Below are 18,938 nucleotides of genomic sequence, written 5' to 3' on the forward strand. Positions count from 1 at the left end.
CATTCAGGCACGCTTTGGCTCAGTCTGCGAGGTTTTAAGTTCGCCGGTTAGCCAGAATCTTTTATAGCGAGCGGGCGGAATGCCGACCAGGTTATGAAAGATACGGTGAAAATTATTAACGTTGTCATAGCCCACGGCGTTAGCCACTTCCGTTACGCCCATATCGGTACTGAGCAATAAAGACTGCGCTTCGCCAATCCGACGCCGGGTTTGATACTGTTTAGGCGAATAACCGGAATAAGCCTTAAATTTATGCGCCAGATAAAAGCGATTCATATTCAGCTCTGCGGTAATAGATCGGAAATCAAGGCTTTCGGTATAACGCTCATCAATAAATTGTTTAATACGCTGGCCTACGGCATGTATGCTGCTTTTATCTGTTTCGCTTTTTTCCGTCCAGAGCGTGCGGCAAATCAGTAGCAAAGCCTGCAATAAAACGTGGCTGATTTCGCTGGCGAAAAGCGTTTTGCTGTTAATGTGCTGCCAGATTTGCGAAAAAAGCTGGCCAATCTCCGCGTAATAACTGCCGCTCGCCATCACAGCCGTCTGGCCGCGCGGCGTTAAATGATTCAGCGGCAGCCCGCTAATTTTCATGCCATCCACGCCGCAGCTAAAAAGCATAAGGTCTTCCGAAGCGTGCGGACATTCATCATGCAGCACGCCCGCGTTAAACAGCAGCAGATCGCCCCGTTTCGCCTGGTACTGACGGCCATCGATATGCCAGCTGCCGCTGCCCTGCATAACAAACATCAGCTCGAAACGCTCTTCGTGACAGTGCATCACGCGCGGCGTGGCGGCACCGATGCCGTCGGCTTTACACACAAACAGCAGCCGTGGGCGGGTGCCGTTTTCAAAACCGCCTGTGGCGGGATTTTCGTTGAGGCAAAATGTCAGCATCGGCCCTCCGGTAGGTTCTTCGCTATTCTTGCATCCCGTTGGCGGGAAGTAGTCATCAAAATTGTTTTTTCAGTACAAATTAACCCATTGATTAATAACACTCTGCCTGCTTTTGTGCCGCAGACATCTCGCTATTTTTGCTTTGCCTGTCCGGCTATGGCTTAAAAATATGATCGTCATCACGCTTTAGTTACTGACGTTATTGGCCTGCGGTGAAATAAACAGTTCGGCATTTAAGTACCGCGTCAGGCAACAAATATCCCTTTGCCAATTAAGGTTTTTGCGAATTGTAGAAGCTGACGGGGAAATATCATCAAAATAACAACAGGCGTGCTGCTCAGCGCAAAGGGAAAACATCGGGAGCTTATTACCGTTTCACCCGATTAAGGCGGTTATTAGCCGCTTACCAGGGCTGCGAATAACAGTAAAGGATGCTGTAAAAATATCTCTATTCTTGCCAAGTCAACGCAGGAAAATCAGTTTGTGATTGCGGTCACCTGCCAGTGGGAATTTCCTACGGAATATTGATCTTCAGCACGGTGTGAATATTTCATTATCATTCCTGATGGCTAATTTTTTTCAATCCGGTATACCCTTTCGCTTATTCGCTGCCGATGGTGCAACGATTAATCGCGGAAAAGCGACGGCAAAAAGACTTAAAGAAAATGCAAAGTGCTGTTTTGGTCTAACCCTTTAAACCAGACGGAAAACCTTATGTTGAGAATTCATCTGCAAAAGCCCGACCGCATGCGCTTTATTACGCTGGTTTCTACTATTGGCGGATTATGCTTTGGTTACGACACCGGCGTTATTTCCGGCGCGCTGATTTTTATGAAATACGATCTTAATTTAACGCCGACGCAGGAAGGGCTGATTACCTCGTTTCTGCTGTTCGGCGCGGCGCTGGGATCGCTGTTTGGCGGTTATTTGTCGGACAAGCAGGGCAGGCGTAAAAACCTGCTGTGGGTGGCGGCGATATTTATCCTTGGCGCGCTGGGCACCGCTTTCGCCTGGGATGTGCCTTCGATGATAGTGGCCCGCTTTGTGCTTGGCCTGGCGGTTGGCTGCGCTTCGGTCACCGTGCCGGTTTATATCTCTGAACTGGCCCGGCCTGAGCGGCGTGAACGCCTGGTAACGGTCAATGAACTGATGATCGTCACCGGCCAGTTTCTGGCCTACACGGTCAATGCCGGTATCGTTAACTTCTATCCTGAGCTGTCGCATAGCTGGCGCATTATGCTGGCTATTCCGGCCATTCCCGGCGCGCTGCTGTGGATTGGGATGCTGTTGATGCCCGAATCGCCACGTTTTTTGATGCGGCGCGGTGAAACCGAGGAAGCAGTGAAAGTGCTGCGCACGATTCGCTCGCCGGAAGAGGTGGATCGCGAAATCAAAGAGATCCAGCGCGTTATTCAGCTTGATAAGGTCCAGCTGAATATCTTCGCCGAGCTGAAAAAGCCCTGGGTTATCCAGCTCATCCTGATCGGTTTGATGATCGTGCTGGCGACCCGCGTGACGGGAGTTAACACCATTATGTACTACGCGCCGACGGTGCTGAAATCCACAGGACTGGGCGATGCGGCGGCGGTAACGGGCGCGGTGGCCAACGGCGTGGTTTCCATTCTGGCGACGCTGCTGGGCATGGTGCTGATTGGTAAACACTCGCGTCGGAAAATCTTTTTTACCGGGCAGGCGGGCGTCACGCTCAGTCTGATGCTGATCGGCCTCTCTTTTAAGCTTTTCTTTCATAGCGAAACCCTGAACGGCGTCGAGAGCCTGCACGCCAATTTTGCGGGCGCGAGTTACATCATCCTCGGTCTGATGCTGCTGTTTCTGGTTTTTATGCAGGGCTGGATCGCGCCGGTATTCTGGCTGATGTTGTCGGAAATTTACCCGCTGCGGATACGCGGCCTGGGCATGGGCATCGCCGTGTTCGGCCTGTGGATCTTCGACTTTGTCATTCAGTCCCTCTTTCCGCTGCTGCTTAACCACTACGGCGGCAGCATGACCTTCGGTTTCTTCGCGGCGAGCAATATCGTCATGCTGCTCCTGCTGATGAAATTTTTGCCCGAAACGCGCGGGCTGACCCTGGAACAGATTGAGAATAAATTCCGCTTCTAACAGTGAGGTAAAGGCAATGCCAGTAAATATCGGGTTAATTGGTTTGGGCATGATCGGCCGCGACCATCTGCAGCGCTTCAGTTCGGTGATTAAGAACGCCAGAGTGACGGCGGTATGCGATATCAACAGCGGCGTGGCGGATACGCTGGCGCGGCAGTACCAGGCCGAAGCGTTTTACGACGCCATCGAAATGATTCACTCCGATAGCGTGGACGCCATTTTTATCTGCTCGATTGGCCCCGTGCACAAAGAGCAGATTCTGGCGGCCATCAAAGCGGGCAAGCCGGTGTTCTGCGAAAAACCGCTGACGCCGACCGCTGCGGAATCCAAAGAGATTATCGAAGCGGAAACCGCCTACGGTAAAAGACTGCTGCAGCTGGGCTTTATGCGCCGCTTCGATCCCGGCTACATCGCGCTGAAGCAGGGCATCGATTCCGGCGAGCTGGGCGAGATCCTGCTGCTGCACTGCGCGCACCGTAATCCCTCGGTGCCGGAAAGCTACACGCTGGAGATGGCGATAAACGATTCGGCGACGCATGAAATCGATGTTATCCGCTATCTGCTTGATGAAAATATTGTCTCGGTGCGTGTCGATAAGCCGCGTAAGAAAACCAGTCGCGCGCTGCCGCATTTACAGGATCCGCTAATCGTGATTTTTGAAACGGAATCGGGCGTGCGCATCGACGACGAGCTGTTTGTGAACTGCAACTATGGCTACGACATCTGCTGTGAGGTTGTTGGCGAAAACGCCATCGCCAGCCTGACCGAACAGGCGCTGAACGTTACGCGCTCCGCCAGCGGTGTTGGGCGGCATATCGCCAAAACCTGTATGGAGCGCTTTGCGACCGCTTACGATCGCGAGGTACAGAACTTTATCGACAATATCAGCAACGGCAAAGCGATGAGCGGCCCCTCTTCCTGGGATGGCTATGTCGTCGCGCTGGTGTGCGATGCGGGCCTCGCCTCGTTAAAGGATGGGCAAAAGCATGAGGTAACGGTGCCGCCTTGCCCGGCGCTCTATCGCCAGCCGTAACAGGAGCTGACTATGCTGCAACTTTCGCAGGAAAATCTTTTCCTTCACTGCCAGGCCTCGACGAAGCAAGAGGCGATCCGCCAGGCGGCCGCGGCGTTAGAGCAGGGCGGCTACGTTAAGAACGGCTTCTTTACGGCCATGCTGGCGCGGGAAAACAGCGTGTCGACTTACCTGGGCGCGGGCATCGCTTTGCCGCACTGCGCCAGAGAAGCGACTGATTTAGTCATTAAAACCGGCTTTCAGGTTTTCCAGTTTCCGCAGGGCGTTAGCTGGGGCAAGGGCAAGGTCGCCTTTATCGTGGTGGCGGTCGCGGCAAAGGAAAACGAGCATCTTCAGGTCATCGCCGATATCGCCGACCTGCTGGGCGACGAGTGGAAAAGCACGCTGCTGGCGCAGGCCGCCAGCAAAAGCGATTTTATCAGGCTATTTGAGCAGGCCGAATATTGAAGCCGTCGCCAGGTAGACGCTTTGCAGGCCCAATAATCATTTAAGGATCAACCATGAAACTCGCACTTTGTACGGACGTGCTGGCTAACCTGCCTTATGCGGAGATGCTGGATCGGGTCAAAAGTTATGGTATCAATGGCGTTGAGATGACGGCTGGCGGCTGGTCGCCCTGTCCGCATGTAAAAACCGACGAGCTGCTGGCTTCTGCGGAGAAGCTGAGCGCCTTTCGACAGGAGCTGGAGAAGCGCGAGATGACTCTTGTGGCGCTGAACTGCTCCGGTAATCCGCTGGCGCCCGGCGAGCTGGGCGAAAAGCACACGCTCAGCAGCTATAAAACGGTTGAGCTCGCAGGCAAGCTGGGAGTAAAGAAAATTGTGATGATGAGCGGTCTGCCGGGCGGCTGTGCGGAAGACACTATTCCTAACTGGATAACCTCGACCGTCTCCTGGCCCGACTATATGCCAGAGGTATTGCGATATCAGTGGGATGACGTCGCTATTCCCTGGTGGAAAAAGTTTGTGCAACACGCAAAACAGCACGGGATAGAAAAAATCGCTATCGAGGAGTTCCCGAGCCAGCTGGTCTATAACCCGTCCACGCTGCTTAAGCTACGCAACGCCGTGGATGAGATAATAGGGATCAATCTTGATCCTTCGCATCTGATCGCCATAGGCGCCGATCCGATCGCTGCCGCCAGAAAGCTGGAGGGCGCTGTCTTTCACGTACACGGCAAAGACGCGCGCATTGAGCGCGGTCTGGTGGAGATTGACGGCCTGCTGGAGACGCAGCCGGTAACGGAAACCAAATCCAGAACCTGGAACTATGTCGCGGTCGGCTGCGGCCAGGATTTGCAGTGGTGGAAAGCGTTTTTCTCGGTGCTGCGCATGACGGGCTATGACGGCTACGTTTCGCTGGAGATGGAGGATTTAACCATGAGCGTTGAGGCTGGCCTGCAAACCTCTGTCGACGCGCTAAATGCGAGTATTAGCCGATAAACGGCGTTTGAGTGAGTAGTCTGGATGTGCTGTACTGAAAATCGGACAGCAAAAAGGCCGCAAAAGCGGCCTTTAGCTGAATCAGAACGGACTCTTACTCAGTAACTTTCTTCTTCAGATCGCTGGCGCCTTCTTTGGTCTTGTTCCAGCCTTTCTGGGTGCCTTCTTTGGTGGCGTCCCATCCTTTTTCCGTACCTTCTTTAGTGTTGTGCCACGCTTTTTGCGTGCCTTCACTCATTTTGCTGGTGGTGCTGTGGCTTTTGCCTTCCGCCGCGTGCTCGGACTTAAGCTTCAGCTCTTTACCTTCGTTCTGCGCATGATGCAGCTTTTCTTTAGCCGTGTTGGCGCCTTCGTTAGCGGCGGCTACGGTGTCGTCCGTTGCGTGTGTGGCAGCAAAAACAGGAGAAGCCAGCAGAAGAGCGGAAAGTGCGATGATCGTTTTTTTCATAATATCCTCACCAAACGTTATTGATCCATTGTGTAGTTAAGCATGGCACGGCTTTTTAAACCCTGCCTTAGGAATAAACTGTATTTTCAGCGTAGCGGACTCAGGCAGGATTGCCTCTCTATCGCGTCTCTTAGGCTGAAAAAATGAAACAAAAGGTGAAGAAATAAGCAGGGCGTGTAGGGCAAAGCCGGAAGGGACGAAGGCAATGCGGGAAGCTCGGGCTGGTGCAGTTATCCAGGAAACGGCCATTTTTCCTGGTGTTCACTGGTTTAGCAAAGCCGAAAGCGAGGGTTAAACGGCATCAGTGATGGAGTTAGTCGTAAAGCCAGTGACCGGCTTTTGCTGATTCAGCGAACATCCTGACAGTCAGAGGTTTGCTTATTTGTTGTGGAGGTTCTTTTGTGAACCACCGTCTAAAAAAAGGCTCGGTATACCAGGGGAAATAATTATCAAGATTAAGTCCTGATGAGTCTATATTGAAATGTTCAACTGCATCGTTAATTGCATATATAATATCGTCTGAGTCGCAATATTCTTGTAATATATCATCCATTTGCAGAGGGATCGATTTAAACATTAACGTAGCTTGTTCTGGAAGCTTATTTCGAAAGAATGTCAGGACTTCCTCATTAGTTACCATATTTTATCCTTACCTCTTGCTATTCTGTTATAGCGGCATGTTGCTCTGAAAGATATTGAAGCCAGATCGTTCGCTAAAAGAACCCAACCCACAACCGGGACAGCGCGACCAACAAATTTACCTAAGTTATTTACCATCATAGGTTTTAAGTAGGTGATGCTTTTATTTGTAATTGTCGGTAGCCTGAAGGGAAGTTCTATATCTAAATATCGCCTTGCAAAGACAGAAGCGACCGAAGTGCCTACGGTTGCAGTTTGCATTTTTTGGCGCGTACTCAGGTCTGGCTGTCCCAATATGATTAGCGCCATAGCGCTCAAATCACCAATGCCTCCCATTTGTTGGGAAATTTCATCAAGCAGTATCCAAAAAAATAATTCACCTGCAGAAATGTTGCAGATTCCTTTATAAAAATAGGTACCATTTAGTTCTTCGACAGTATCCATACTTTTTTATCCTTGCTTACTGGTTAGCCCAACCTACAGGGAAAATTACTACAAGTTAGTTTGTTAGTAAGGTTATATATTAACCATTTCCATTTAGGTGTAAACCGGCTTTTGCCGCTTACAACCCTTTGCCTGAAACTGCATCATTGCACTTTTGTGTTGGTCATCAGAGGTTTATGAGCAGCTGCAGGCGAACTTGTTGCCGCCTGATGAAGACCTGTAGCGTCCCTGACATAAAATTTCAGAATCAAGCCTGGGCTTTTTTCTGGTCAGATGAAGGGGGGAGCGGTAAACCGTGGTACGTCTGTTTTTAACCTGAATCACTGCTGTTTTTTGTTTTGCGTTTCAGCAGCTCACTCACATAATCTTCCAGCTTCTGCGGCACTGCTCGGCCTGACGCGGTCAGGCTCAGGGGGTGCTGATGGCCTCTGCCTCCATAAATGACGGTACGTTAACGGCCAGCCCAGCGGTAATTTTCTCCAGCAGCTGTAAATCGCGCTCTTTCAGCAGAACCACTTTCGGGAACGGCAGAATAACCCGCCGACGCGACACACCGCCACTGCGGCCGCTGAGGTGAATTGAGTTGTTGTACATTGGCAGAATTACCGTCGGGACAGGAGCTGAATAAACGAGGCACAGTACAATTACAGACACAAAAAGCCCGCAGGGCTTGCGTCATGCGGGCGCCGGCGGAATCTGAATTTTTCCTTCAAGTTAATGTATTAGTGTGAATTTTATGAATTCAACTTTGATTGGTATACCTAAGCGTATACCAATGCCGTTTTGTCTGTACTTTTCGATAGCGGATAAGTTCAGACTTCATGAAACTAAATGCTCAGGTTATCTTCAGAAAAAAAAGATTTTATGAAAAAGTGTTCACCCTGTTCATCTTTGTTTTTTATCTCTAAAAATCATAAAGTTATCTGGTGGTTACTTAGATTGTTACTCTTCACCACTTTTCACCCGAGGTGAACACCATTCACCTTCAGACATAAAATTATGATGGCAATATATGGATTTTCGTCCACTGCGGAAGATGGCCAGTTTCACTGCTTGGCTGAAAGGAACCTTTCATCTACGTTGCAAGTCGGCTTTGAGCGAAAAGCGGACATAGGCGATCATAAGGCAGGGGTCCGGCGTCCAAATAATGTTAGTGTCGTGAGCGGGTAGGCGGTATGTGCCTGGTACATCGCAAGCCATTCAATACAGGATGCCTGAAAGCGGCGATGAAAGGCTGTGCGTCGAAAGAGAGTCAGAATGACTCTTTATGAGAGAATGAGCGATATCTATTAAGTGACTAGACAAAGCGACTTTGATTTTTCAGGCCGGTCAGTTATTCCATATGCACATGACTACAGGCACGGCGACTATGAAGACTGGCATACGCACCACTGTGCTCAGCTTATTCATACGCTGAGTGGTGTTATTCGCGTTGAGACCCGGCACGGATTGTGGATAGTCCCTCCTTCACGCGGAGTATGGATACCGGCAAATATCCCACATGCTCTTCATATCACAGGGGATGTCAAGGCGAGGGTGCTTTTTGTAGAGCCGCTGGCTCGGGCTGATCTGCCCGTCATCTGTCAGGTTGTTGGCGTGAGTGACCTGTTACGGGAGCTGATTATCTGCGCGCTGACGCTTCCTGAAGACTACACGCCCGGAAGCCGGGCTGAACGTGTTTACGAACTGATGCTTGATGAAGTTCGCGTTATGGACACGCTTCCGTTTCACCTGCCAGAGCCGGTCTCTGAGCGACTGAAACGGCTATGCCAGGCCGTTCGCGATGCACCGCATGAGACTTGGTCAATTGAGCAGGCAGCCATAAAAATCAACGCCAGCGGGCGTACGCTCAACCGCCATTTTTACCAGCAAACTGGCATGCAGTTCAGCGAGTGGGTTCGGCGAGCACGTCTTCTGCACGCCCTGACGCGCCTGGCGCAGGGCGAGCAAATAACGCGGGTAGCTCTGGATTCAGGTTATGCCAGTCCCGGCGCGTTCAGCGTTATGTTCCGGCGGGTAATGGGAATGACGCCCAGTGATTACTTCAGCAAGTGACGAAATCCGCTGCAGCGTTTAGCATAGCCTGCAGAGAGGCACGGGTAATGTCACTGTCAATACTGACTCCCCATGCGCACCTCCCTGTGCGGTCCTGGCAGCACACATAAGCGACGGAGCGACTGTCGCTGCGTTTACCAAGTGCATGCTCCTGATAACTCACTATTACAAGCTCTGTTTTTACCTCCCGGCAAAGGGCTGTAAGAGCCGCTGAAAGGAAACCATTTCCCTCTCCCGTCAGGCTCAGCTTTTTACCATGGCATATGAGCTCAGCAGAAAGCACTGTACGCTGGTCAGGCTGATTGTTGCAGACATACTCTTTTAAACGAAGTGGTGGTGCGTCAACAATGCCATACGCCTGACGAAACAGGTTCCAGACAGCCATCTGTGACAATTCTTTCTCACCACGTTCCGCCTCTTTTTGCACACGAAGGCTGAATGCCTGCTGAAGCGGGCGGGGCGGGATAAGGTTATGATTTTGCTCGAGTAGCCAGGCCGCGCCGCTTTTACCTGACTGGCTGTTCACACGGATAACCGCTTCATAGCTGCAACCGATATCTGCCGGATCGAGCGGCAGATAGGGGATTTTCCAGAAAGAATCTGATGTGCCCAGCCGTGCAGCAAATCCTTTCTTGATTGCGTCCTGATGGGAGCCGGAAAAAGCAGTAAAAACCAGTTCGCCGGCGTAGGGATGACGCGGCGCAACAGGCAGCTGATTGCATTCCTCCACCACTTCAACCACCTTTTTCATCTGGCTGAAGTCGAGACCGGGCGAGATGCCCTGCGTATAAAGATTCAGCGCCAGCGTCACTAAATCAGCATTGCCAGTACGCTCTCCGTTTCCAAACAGGCAGCCTTCAACGCGATCAGCGCCAGCCAATAGTGCAAGCTCAGCACAGGCAATTCCTGTTCCACGATCGTTGTGTGGATGAACGCTTATACAAACCTGCTGGCGGCGCGAAAAATGGCGGCAAAAATATTCTATCTGATCGGCGTAAATATTAGGCATGCTGACCTCAACCGTTGCAGGTAGGTTGATAATCATGGGACGAGACGTATCCGGTTCCCAGGCCTCTGCCACGGCCTCACAAATCTGAAGGGCAAAATCAGGCTCAGTAAAGCAGAACGTTTCAGGGGAATACTGAAATGTCCAATCGGTTTCCGGCGTCTCATCGCATAATTGACGGATTTGCCTGGTCGCGTCGATAGCAAGCTGAACAATTTCATCACGTGTCTGACGAAAGACAATTTCCCTGAAAAGTGGCGCCGTCGCATTATATAAATGAACTGTAGCCTGATGAACTCCCTGCAATGATACAAATGTCCGCCTAATCAAATCCTCTCTTGCCTGAGTTAAAACCTGAATGTTCACATTTTTTGGAATGCGTTTACCTTCAATGAGCGCCCGCACAAAATCAAAATCTGTTTGTGAAGCAGAGGGAAACGCGACCTCGATTTCACGGAAACCACAAGCTATTAGAAGATCCCAAAATTTCAATTTCCGGGCGTTGTCCATGGGCTCAGCAAGCGACTGATTACCATCGCGTAAATCCGTAGAAAGCCAGCGCGGTGGATGGGTCAACGTGTTATCCGGCCATTGCCTGTCAGTAAGACTGACAAGAGGATGCGCTTTATACTTGAGTGAAGGATTTTTTAACATACCGGGTTCCTCTTTAACAAAGATGCCCCAGTGTCGTGCTAAATCGGCCCCAAAACTCATCAGAAGATGACAACTGCTTATTCAAAAATGACAACTGCGAAGCAGGGATTTTTACCGGACATAGAACAGGATAAAAAACATTCATACCTTTATTTTGCTGTAATGCTTCTCAGGCTGACAGCTGATTGAAATATCATTTACTATCTCCAGCATTATTTACTGAGTTCTGTCAGGCAACAAAGCCGTTCTGCGTAATGGGATTTTTACTTCGTTACCGCTGTTAAGCGGAATGCTGGAGGCCGCTCTTGGCACAAACCGGCCGGAGCCAGTTTGGTATTTATTTTAATATTTACGCCTCGCAACGGGGCAGCCAGTCGGCCTCGCAGTCTTCGCTCAGCTCCAGGCTGGTCTGGATACCGTTCTTCGTCTTGCGCTTCAGCAGCTCTATCTCGTATTCCTTCAGCGTCTGCGGCACCGCCTGGCCGAACGCCGTCAGGCTCATGGGGTGCTGATGCCCTCTGGCCTCCATAAATGACAGGTAGGCGTGATAGAGATAGCGACGTGGATTCATGGCCCGGATATTGGCGTTGCCGATAAACAGCCCGGTCGGCGTGCTCAGCGGCGTCAGGTAGCCGCAGAAGTCGACCAGCGGGTCGGCGCTGCGCTTGATTTCCAGCGCCTCCTCTGACGACTGCTCCGCCTGCAGCAGCTCGCGGGCATCGTCCGGGCGGGTGAAGCGCTGCATAAGGTGGCGCCACGATAACCGCCAGCCCCCCGGCAATCTTTTCCAGCAGCTGCGGGTCGCGCTCGTTGGCCGGTATCACGTCCGGGAAAGGCAGGATTACCCGGCGTCGCGACACGCCGCCGCTGCGGTCGCCGAAGCGTATCAGGTTGTTGTTTACCGCCAGGATGGAGGGGACATACATGGAGGGGGGATACGAAGCATAGAGCATTACAGACACAAAAAAGCCCGCAGGGCTTGCGCCATGCGGGCTTTCAGGACTTTAGCGGACGATTCTGGTATCGCCGCTGAAGAATTTGGTGGAGCTGGCGGGAGTTGAACCCGCGTCCGAAATTACTACACCGTCGGCACTACATGCTTAGTCAGTCTTTACATTCACCTGCCAGCTGCGGACAGACACGCCACTGACAAACTAGCCTGATTAGGTTTAACGCTTCAACCCCAGGCAGGGCGTCCACGCGATCTCTTTTGGGTTTGACCTCTCTTGCTCCCCGTCCTAAGAGCGGAGGCTAGGGAGAGAGGGCTCTTAGCAGGTTATTAAGCTGCTAGGGCGTAGTTTTCGTCGTTTGCGACTATTTTTTTGCGGCTTTTAACGAGGCCAACCGCCCCTCGGCATGCTCCTTGGGCTTCGCAAATCCCGTCGAATCCAGAATCAGCCCCAAGTACTGTTACGCAGTATAGCAGAAAAACTTATCGCTTTGCCAGTAGCTTAGCGATTTGCGTGTTTCATTATACGCGCTTTGTCTAATTTCCACTCACGATCTTTAATATCATCGCGCTTGTCGTGCTCTCTTTTCCCTTTCGCCACGCCGATTTTCAGTTTGGCCCAGGCGTTTTTCCAGTACAGCGACAGCGCAACCACCGTATAACCTTCACGGTTGACGCGTCCATACAGGGAATCCAGCTCGCGCTGCTTCAGCAGCAGCTTGCGGTTGCGGGTTGGATCGCAAACCACGTGCGAGGAGGCAACGGTCAGCGCCTGAAACGTGGAGCCGAACAGATAAGCTTCGCCATCGCGCAGCAGGATATAGCTGTCGCTGATATTGGCCTTACCGGCGCGAAGCGATTTAACTTCCCATCCCTGAAGCGACAGACCTGCTTCGAACTCTTCCTCAATGAAGTATTCGTGGCGCGCCCGCTTGTTCATGGCGATGGTGGCAGAACCGGGTTTATGTGCTTTTTTCTTTGTCATAGTGCAACTTAGTGTACATGAAGCGGTGAATGATGGCATCCCCTGTAACAACAAGCGCGGGGAAAAGCGCTATTTTAGCAGAACGCTGGCGGCTGAGAATTTTTGTTTACAGGCTGTCGATGTTATTATTGTAACGTTTAAGAACAACAGGAAAAGTTATGTCCCAGATTAGCCGTTCTGCGCTGGTGCCCTACAGTGCCGAGCAAATGTTCCGATTGGTAAACGATGTGGATGCCTATCCGGAGTTCCTTCCAGGGTGTACCGGCAGTCGCGTGCTGGATTCCAGTGAACAGCAGATGACGGCGTCGGTAGATGTTTCCAAAGCTGGGATCAGTAAGACTTTTGTAACGCGCAATACGCTGACTAATAATCAAAGCATTCATATGCAGCTGGTTGACGGGCCTTTTCGCAAGCTGACCGGCGGCTGGCGGTTTACGGAACTGAGTGAAGACGCCTGTAAAGTAGAGCTGAACCTGGAGTTTGAGTTCAGCAATATGTTGGTCGAAATGGCGTTTGGCCGCATCTTTAAAGAGCTGGCCAGCAGCATGGTGCAGGCTTTTACCAAACGCGCAAAAGAGGTTTACAGTGCCTGATATCGCGGTAGAAGTCGTCTACGCGCTTCCGGAAAAACAGTATCTTTATACGGTTAATGTGGAAGAGGGCGCTACTGTCGAACAGGCGATTAAGGCTTCCGGGCTGCTGGAGCTGCGCAACGATATCGATCTCGCCAGCAACAAAGTCGGCATTTTCAGTCGCCCGGTTAAGCTGCATGACGAAGTGCACAGCGGCGACAGGATCGAAATTTACCGTCCGCTGTTGGCCGATCCCAAAGAACTGCGCCGCCAGCGAGCGGAGAAAGCAGCAAAAAAATAAGGCGCACAGTGCGCCTTATCTTTTTTTACCGCTGCCCGGCACTTCACTCTCAGAGTTTCAGCCTTCGTGCGAACGGCAGAACCTAGCTCTTGTTGGAAGAGAGCTGAGGCTTATTATCAATATTGGTCAGCACGCCGTTACTGTCAAAAGTCAGCGTTAACGTCTGCTGTTTCACCGGCTCGTGACCCGGCTCCTGGCGGAATACGTAATACCAGACATTGCTTCCGAAAGGATCGCGCATCATCGGCGTGCCCAGGGTGTAAGCCACCTGCTGTTGAGTCATGCCGGTATGGAGTTTAGAAACATCATTCGCAACCAGGTAGTTGCCCTGGTTGATGTCTGGCCGGTAAACCACTCGCCCCAGAGTGGAACATCCAGCGGTCGTCATCAGCAGAACCACCGCCGCAGCAGTCAGCGTTTTACAGCGCATAAGTATCTTTATTCCTTTTCGGGCCAACACCTTGGGCATCAGGCTATGTGTTTTCTGTATCGGTTTATCGCTTCGATCACAGCGTCAGAAGTCGATGATAATAAACCTTTCCGCAGTTGGAAACCTCTACGGAACAAGCTTATGACCTCCGGATGCCAAAAAAGTGCGGTTTCAGGCCGCTAAAAGCTCTTTGGCGTTAGCCAGCGTATTGCGCGTTACCTCGCTGCCGCCCAGCAAACGCGCCAGTTCCTGCAGACGCGCGCGCTTGTCCAGCGGCTGCATATGGGTTTCAGTCATCTCGCCATCGGTTTCCTTGCTGACAAAGAAGTGCTGATTGCCGCAGCCCGCTACCTGCGGCAGGTGCGTTACGCACATCACCTGAGTAGACTCACCCAGCTGGCGCAGCATTTTACCGACGACCGCCGCGGTTGGGCCGCTGATCCCTACGTCCACCTCATCGAAAATCAGCGCTGGCGTATCCATCTTCCGCGCGGTAATCACCTGGATTGCCAGCGCGATACGTGACAGTTCGCCGCCGGAGGCGACTTTAGACAGCGGCTGCAGCGGCTGGCCCGGGTTAGTGGTGACGCGGAATTCAATACGGTCAGCGCCTTCCGCGGTCAAATGATCCGGATTGAACTGCACATCGATAGCAAGGCGGCCATGCGGCATCGATAGCGCATGCATACTTTCGCCAATCAGCTGGCTGAGCTCCTGCGCATAGTGCTCACGACGCTGATGCAACCGCTCGGCGCACTGCATGGCAATCTGGTGATGTTTCGCCACGGCCAGCGCCAGCTCTTCCTGACTGCTCTCCTGCTGATCCAGCTGTGCCTGCTCATCCAGCAGCTGCTGATGGTAGCCCGCCAGCTCTTCCGGAGAGATACGATGTTTACGCGCCAGCGAGATATAGCGTGACAGGCGCTGTTCCAGCTCGTAAAGACGATTCGGGTCGAGATCCAGACGCTCGCAGTAGTGACGCAGTTCGTCGCTGGCTTCGCTGATTTGAATAGCCGCTTCGTCCAGCATCACGCAGACGCCGTTTAGCTTTTCATCCAGCGCCACCAGTTCGCTCAACAGCTGCTGCGCGGTATAAAGCTGATTCTGCAAAGTGGTATGTTCGCCATCCGCCAGCAGCATCAAGGCCTGCTGACTGGTTGACAGCAGCTGGCCGCTGTTCGCCAGACGTTTGTACTCTTCATCGATATTTTCATACTCGCCCGCTACCGGCGCGAATTCGTTCAGCTCTTTCAGCTGATACTGCAGCAGCTCGCGCCGCGCCTCACGCTCCTGTGACAGCTGCTGATGCTGCGCCAGCACGCGGCAGCTTTGATTCCACTGTCGATAGCTCTGCGCCATCGCCTGCTTCAGGTCGGTTTCGCCTGCATAGCCGTCGAGCAGCGTTTTCTGATGCTCCGGTTTCAGCAGCAGCTGATGCGCGTGCTGACCGTGGATCTGAATCAGTAGCTGACCGAGATCGCGCAGCTGAGAAAGCGGAACAGAAGTGCCATTGATAAAGCCGCGAGAGCGACCATCGCTGCTGATCACGCGGCGCAGCAGGCATTCGCTGCCTTCATCCAGCTGGTTTTCCACCAGCCAGGCCAGCGCGGAAGGCGTATCTTTCAGAGAGAAGCGAGCACAAATATCGGCGCGGTTCGCGCCCTGACGCACCATATCGGCTTCCGCGCGACCGCCCAGGCAAAGGCCCAGCGCATCAATGGCGATAGATTTGCCCGCGCCGGTTTCGCCGGTGATAGCGGTCATGCCACGCTGAAAATCGATCTCAAGTTCACGAACAATCGCAAAATTACTGATGGTCAGTTGTGCCAGCATATAAAGCGTTCCTGTATGAAAACACAGATATGGTTTTTCATACAGTATATACAGCTTCCATAACCAGTAAAGTGGCTGGCTGCGGATTTTAAAATAATTTTTTTGACCAGCCGAGTTTTGAGCTTAACGTATTGAAGTAATTATAGTTTTGTGGATGTATCAGGTTCAGATGGTCATCATTACGACGGATCAGCACATCTTCGCCTTCCTGTATCGGCAGCGCAATCTGGCTGTCGCAGCTGACTTCAAGGTCGCTACGCATATGGGAAAAGCGCAGGCGAATGGTGCTGTTGCTGTTGATAACCAGCGGTCTGGCTGAGAGCGTATGCGGGAACATCGGCACGATGGCGATGGCATCCAGCGAAGGGGTAAGGATCGGGCCGCCGGCGGAGAGCGAGTAGGCAGTTGAACCGGTCGGCGTCGAGATTATCAAGCCATCGGAGCGCTGCGAAAAGGCAAACGTCTCGTCGATATAGACCTCGAACTCGATCATATGCGCCACTTTACCTGGATGCAGCACTACTTCATTTATAGCCGTGCCAATGCGCGGCTCGCGGCCCTGACGACAAACCTGCGCCTCCAGCAGAAAACGGCTTTCCGTAATGTATTTGCCTTCCAGCACGTCGGCCAGCTGCTGCTGGGCATTATCGGGATCGAGATCGGTCAGAAAACCCAGATTGCCGCGGTTGATGCCGATGACCTTGATATCGTAGCGGGCCAGTACGCGCGCCGCGCCCAGCATATTGCCGTCGCCGCCGACCACCACGGCCAGATCGGCCTTTTGTCCAATCTCCGACAGCGTGCCGGTTTCCACATCATCCAGATTCAGTTCGCGGGCGATCTGCTGCTCGATGATCACCTGATAGCCTTTCGCCGTCAGCCAGCGATAAAGCATCTCGTGAGTGGTCAGCGCGGTAGGATGGCGCGGATGGCCCACAATACCGATGCAGTTAAAATGGTTGTTCATGATGCTGCCGTTCCTCATGAGGTAAACTACCTCAGACAATGTGACCGGTTCCCTTGAAACCGCGATTCTGATCCCCATAATAAGCGAACCAGCGAGATGAATGTGCACAAACGCGGAGAAATTCATGAGTAGTAAAGAACAGAACACACCAAACGAGCAAGTCTCAGACGAGATTGAGATGGAACAGGCAACCCAGGACGCAGAGACAGCAGAAGTGGTGGATCCGCGTGACGAGCGCATCGCGGAGCTGGAAGCCCAGCTGGCTCAGGCGCAGGGCGGCGTGCGTGAAGCGCAGCTGCGTGCTCAGGCTGAAATCGAAAACATTCGCCGCCGCACCGAACAGGATGTGGAAAAGGCGCACAAGTTTGCGCTGGAAAAATTCGCCAACGAGCTGCTGCCGGTGATCGACAGCCTGGAGCGCGCGCTGGAAGTAGCCGATAAAGAAAACACTGAACTGACCGCGATGATCGAGGGTATCGATCTGACGCTGAAATCTCTGCTTGGCGCGGTGCGCAAGTTCGGTGTGGAAGTGGTTGGCGACGTTAACGTGCCGTTCAACCCGGAAATTCATCAGGCGATGTCGATGATTGAGTCGGAAGAGGTCGCGCCTAACCACGTGCTGATGGTAATGCAGCGCGGCTATACCCTGAACGGTCGTCTGCTGCGCCCGGCTATGGTTGCCGTAGCGAAAGCCAAAGGCTAAAGCCTGGCGGCATAAAAAAACCAGCCTCTCCGGCTGGTTTTTTTTCGCCTTTTGCCGCCAGCAATTACTCTGGCAGAACCGGCGTCCAGTCCACTGGCTTTTCGTCGTGCTGCTCCAGCCACTCGTTGGTCTTCGAGAAGTGACCGCAGCCGAAAAAGCCGCGATGTGCCGACAGCGGGGAAGGATGGGGCGCTTTCAGAACGTGATGGCGTTCGCGGTCAATAATGCTGCCCTTCTTCTGCGCGTGGGAACCCCACAGCAGAAAAACCACGTTCTCGCGATTCTCATTAATCGCGGCAATTACCCGATCGGTAAAAGTCTCCCAGCCAAAGCTGGCATGCGAATGCGCTTTGCCCGCTTCTACCGTCAATACGGTATTCAGCAGCAGCACGCCCTGGCGCGCCCAGCTCTCCAGAAAACCGTGATTGGGACGTTTAAAGCCCGCAATATCGGCCTCCAGCTCTTTATACATATTGACCAGCGAAGGCGGCACCGCCACGCCAGGCAGAACGGAAAAAGCGAGGCCGTGCGCCTGGTTTGGCCCGTGATAGGGGTCCTGACCGAGGATCACCACTTTGACGTCGCCCAGCTCCGTAAGGCGAAAAGCGTTAAACACATCCTTTTGCGGCGGATAAACGGTTTTGCCGGCTGCCCGTTCGTTAGCCACCATCGATAACGTTTCAATAAAGTAGGGTTTCTCTTTTTCCTCTGCCAGCACGTCATGCCAGGTCAGCGCGTTGCCCATATCCGTCTCCTTTGGGGGTTCAACGCGTAGCTTAGCGCGGATCGCAGCAGGGTAAAACTTAAAATAAATTTTAATCCTGCAAAAAAAATTTAAATTTTTTATCCGGTTAAATTTAAATAAATCATTAAGTTGAGAATCTGCACATCTATCGAGCAGTGACATTTTTGATTTGTATCAAAACTATCGACACTTCACGCTGCTATATAAAGCGCTACAGATCAAATTTCTTCGCTGATGCTTCGTCAGCCACCAACTGCCTGGGAGGCAACAATGATTTCCGGAATCCAAATCACTCAAGCAAACGATCCAGCGCTGCTGAACTCTTTCTGGCTGCTGGATAACGAAAAAGAAGAAGCCCGCTGCGTCTGTGCGAAAGAAACTTACGAAGAAGATCAGATTGTCCCGGTCAGCGATCTGGGAGAGTTTGAATACCGTGAGATCCCGCTGGAAGTTAAACCGCAGGTTCGGGTTGAAGGCGGTCAGCACCTGAATGTGAACGTGCTGCGTCGTGAAACGCTGGAAGATGCCGTCAAGCATCCTGAGAAGTATCCGCAGCTGACGATTCGCGTTTCCGGCTATGCGGTACGTTTTGCTTCACTGACGCCAGAACAGCAGCGTGATGTGATCGCGCGTACCTTTACTGAAAGCCTGTAACCAAACCCGAAACGTCTGGTAAATTAGCCAGGCGTTGAAAATGACATCAGGGAAATTTTT

20 protein-coding genes, 1 other RNA gene and 1 pseudogene are annotated in these 18,938 nt (G+C 52.3%); 9 read left to right on the forward strand and 13 right to left on the reverse strand.

The genetic code is table 11. The annotated features are described in order from the left end of the window. Positions 1-3: 3 nt before the first annotated feature. On the reverse strand, positions 4-897 hold the full coding sequence (locus MKZ79_RS18160) for an AraC family transcriptional regulator (protein ID WP_336144044.1): 894 nt from the start codon (positions 895-897) through the stop codon (positions 4-6). A gap of 714 nt (positions 898-1,611) precedes the next feature. Between MKZ79_RS18160 and MKZ79_RS18165 the strand changes: the two genes are divergently transcribed. The 4 genes from MKZ79_RS18165 to MKZ79_RS18180 are packed head-to-tail and all read left to right on the forward strand — an operon-like array spanning position 1,612 to position 5,493. Next, positions 1,612-3,018: a sugar porter family MFS transporter gene (locus MKZ79_RS18165; protein ID WP_336144045.1), complete on the forward strand. Its 1,407-nt coding sequence runs from the start codon at positions 1,612-1,614 to the stop codon at positions 3,016-3,018. Between the two features lie 16 nt (positions 3,019-3,034). Beyond that, complete coding sequence (locus tag MKZ79_RS18170; protein WP_336144046.1) at positions 3,035-4,051, forward strand: Gfo/Idh/MocA family protein; 1,017 nt, start codon at positions 3,035-3,037, stop codon at positions 4,049-4,051. 12 nt (positions 4,052-4,063) lie between these two features. After that, a complete protein-coding gene (locus tag MKZ79_RS18175; protein ID WP_336144047.1) occupies positions 4,064-4,498 on the forward strand; it encodes a PTS sugar transporter subunit IIA in 435 nt (144 codons plus the stop codon). Positions 4,499-4,551: 53 nt separating this feature from the next. Next, on the forward strand, positions 4,552-5,493 hold the full coding sequence (locus MKZ79_RS18180) for a sugar phosphate isomerase/epimerase family protein (protein ID WP_336144048.1): 942 nt from the start codon (positions 4,552-4,554) through the stop codon (positions 5,491-5,493). Between the two features lie 94 nt (positions 5,494-5,587). On the opposite strand, the gene MKZ79_RS18185 is transcribed toward MKZ79_RS18180, so the two are convergent. The 4 genes from MKZ79_RS18185 to MKZ79_RS18200 all read right to left on the reverse strand — a co-directional run bounded on the left by MKZ79_RS18185 (position 5,588) and on the right by MKZ79_RS18200 (position 7,618). Next, positions 5,588-5,941 carry a hypothetical protein gene (locus MKZ79_RS18185; protein ID WP_336144049.1) on the reverse strand — a complete coding sequence of 118 codons (354 nt, stop codon included), beginning with the start codon at positions 5,939-5,941 and terminating at the stop codon, positions 5,588-5,590. A gap of 313 nt (positions 5,942-6,254) precedes the next feature. Beyond that, a complete protein-coding gene (locus MKZ79_RS18190; protein ID WP_336144050.1) occupies positions 6,255-6,581 on the reverse strand; it encodes a DUF1493 family protein in 327 nt (108 codons plus the stop codon). Then, positions 6,575-7,024: an STM2901 family protein gene (locus MKZ79_RS18195; RefSeq protein WP_336144051.1), complete on the reverse strand. Its 450-nt coding sequence runs from the start codon at positions 7,022-7,024 to the stop codon at positions 6,575-6,577. Before MKZ79_RS18195 ends, MKZ79_RS18190 begins: the two co-directional genes overlap by 7 nt. Before the next feature lie 408 nt (positions 7,025-7,432). Beyond that, positions 7,433-7,618 (reverse strand): hypothetical protein, encoded by a 186-nt coding sequence (locus MKZ79_RS18200; RefSeq protein WP_336144052.1) that lies wholly within the window; start codon positions 7,616-7,618, stop codon positions 7,433-7,435. A gap of 699 nt (positions 7,619-8,317) precedes the next feature. On the opposite strand from MKZ79_RS18200, the gene MKZ79_RS18205 reads away from it, so the two are divergent. Next, on the forward strand, positions 8,318-9,079 hold the full coding sequence (locus tag MKZ79_RS18205) for an AraC family transcriptional regulator (RefSeq protein ID WP_336144053.1): 762 nt from the start codon (positions 8,318-8,320) through the stop codon (positions 9,077-9,079). On the opposite strand, the gene leuA is transcribed toward MKZ79_RS18205, so the two are convergent. The 4 genes and pseudogenes from leuA to smpB form a co-directional block, all read right to left on the reverse strand. After that, entirely contained in the window at positions 9,069-10,739 is a 1,671-nt protein-coding gene (gene leuA / locus MKZ79_RS18210; RefSeq protein WP_336144054.1) for a 2-isopropylmalate synthase, read from the reverse strand. The genes MKZ79_RS18205 and leuA overlap by 11 nt on opposite strands. Positions 10,740-11,088: 349 nt before the next feature. Then, a pseudogene (locus MKZ79_RS18215) lies at positions 11,089-11,656 on the reverse strand (primase-like DNA-binding domain-containing protein); the annotation flags it as partial. A 122-nt stretch (positions 11,657-11,778) separates the two neighbouring features. Beyond that, positions 11,779-12,141: a transfer-messenger RNA gene (ssrA, locus tag MKZ79_RS18220) on the reverse strand. A 49-nt stretch (positions 12,142-12,190) separates the two neighbouring features. Further along, the gene (gene smpB, locus MKZ79_RS18225; protein WP_246760641.1) at positions 12,191-12,673 is read right to left on the reverse strand and encodes an SsrA-binding protein SmpB; all 483 of its coding nucleotides are present in this window, start codon (positions 12,671-12,673) and stop codon (positions 12,191-12,193) included. Between the two features lie 158 nt (positions 12,674-12,831). Between smpB and MKZ79_RS18230 the strand changes: the two genes are divergently transcribed. Beyond that, complete coding sequence (locus tag MKZ79_RS18230) at positions 12,832-13,266, forward strand: type II toxin-antitoxin system RatA family toxin (protein ID WP_336144055.1); 435 nt, start codon at positions 12,832-12,834, stop codon at positions 13,264-13,266. Continuing rightward, the gene (locus MKZ79_RS18235; RefSeq protein ID WP_336144056.1) at positions 13,259-13,546 is read left to right on the forward strand and encodes an RnfH family protein; all 288 of its coding nucleotides are present in this window, start codon (positions 13,259-13,261) and stop codon (positions 13,544-13,546) included. Before MKZ79_RS18230 ends, MKZ79_RS18235 begins: the two co-directional genes overlap by 8 nt. Before the next feature lie 82 nt (positions 13,547-13,628). Here the strand turns inward: MKZ79_RS18235 and bamE are convergent, their stop codons facing one another. The 3 genes from bamE to nadK all read right to left on the reverse strand — a co-directional run bounded on the left by bamE (position 13,629) and on the right by nadK (position 16,776). Continuing rightward, the gene (bamE, locus tag MKZ79_RS18240; RefSeq protein WP_336144057.1) at positions 13,629-13,976 is read right to left on the reverse strand and encodes an outer membrane protein assembly factor BamE; all 348 of its coding nucleotides are present in this window, start codon (positions 13,974-13,976) and stop codon (positions 13,629-13,631) included. A gap of 171 nt (positions 13,977-14,147) precedes the next feature. Next, the gene (gene recN / locus MKZ79_RS18245) at positions 14,148-15,809 is read right to left on the reverse strand and encodes a DNA repair protein RecN (RefSeq protein WP_336144058.1); all 1,662 of its coding nucleotides are present in this window, start codon (positions 15,807-15,809) and stop codon (positions 14,148-14,150) included. An 88-nt stretch (positions 15,810-15,897) separates the two neighbouring features. Continuing rightward, positions 15,898-16,776, reverse strand: a complete 879-nt coding sequence (nadK, locus tag MKZ79_RS18250) for an NAD(+) kinase (RefSeq protein ID WP_336144059.1) — start codon at positions 16,774-16,776, stop codon at positions 15,898-15,900. Between the two features lie 124 nt (positions 16,777-16,900). Between nadK and grpE the strand changes: the two genes are divergently transcribed. Continuing rightward, entirely contained in the window at positions 16,901-17,479 is a 579-nt protein-coding gene (grpE, locus tag MKZ79_RS18255; protein ID WP_336144060.1) for a nucleotide exchange factor GrpE, read from the forward strand. Positions 17,480-17,543: 64 nt separating this feature from the next. Here grpE and ung read toward each other — a convergent pair whose 3' ends face one another. Then, a complete protein-coding gene (gene ung, locus MKZ79_RS18260) occupies positions 17,544-18,224 on the reverse strand; it encodes a uracil-DNA glycosylase (RefSeq protein WP_336144061.1) in 681 nt (226 codons plus the stop codon). Between the two features lie 270 nt (positions 18,225-18,494). On the opposite strand from ung, the gene grcA reads away from it, so the two are divergent. Next, positions 18,495-18,878 (forward strand): autonomous glycyl radical cofactor GrcA, encoded by a 384-nt coding sequence (grcA, locus tag MKZ79_RS18265; RefSeq protein WP_336144062.1) that lies wholly within the window; start codon positions 18,495-18,497, stop codon positions 18,876-18,878. Positions 18,879-18,938 lie beyond the last annotated feature (60 nt).

Source organism: Erwinia sp. CGal63 (genome assembly GCF_037026505.1).
Classification (GTDB): domain Bacteria; phylum Pseudomonadota; class Gammaproteobacteria; order Enterobacterales; family Enterobacteriaceae; genus Erwinia.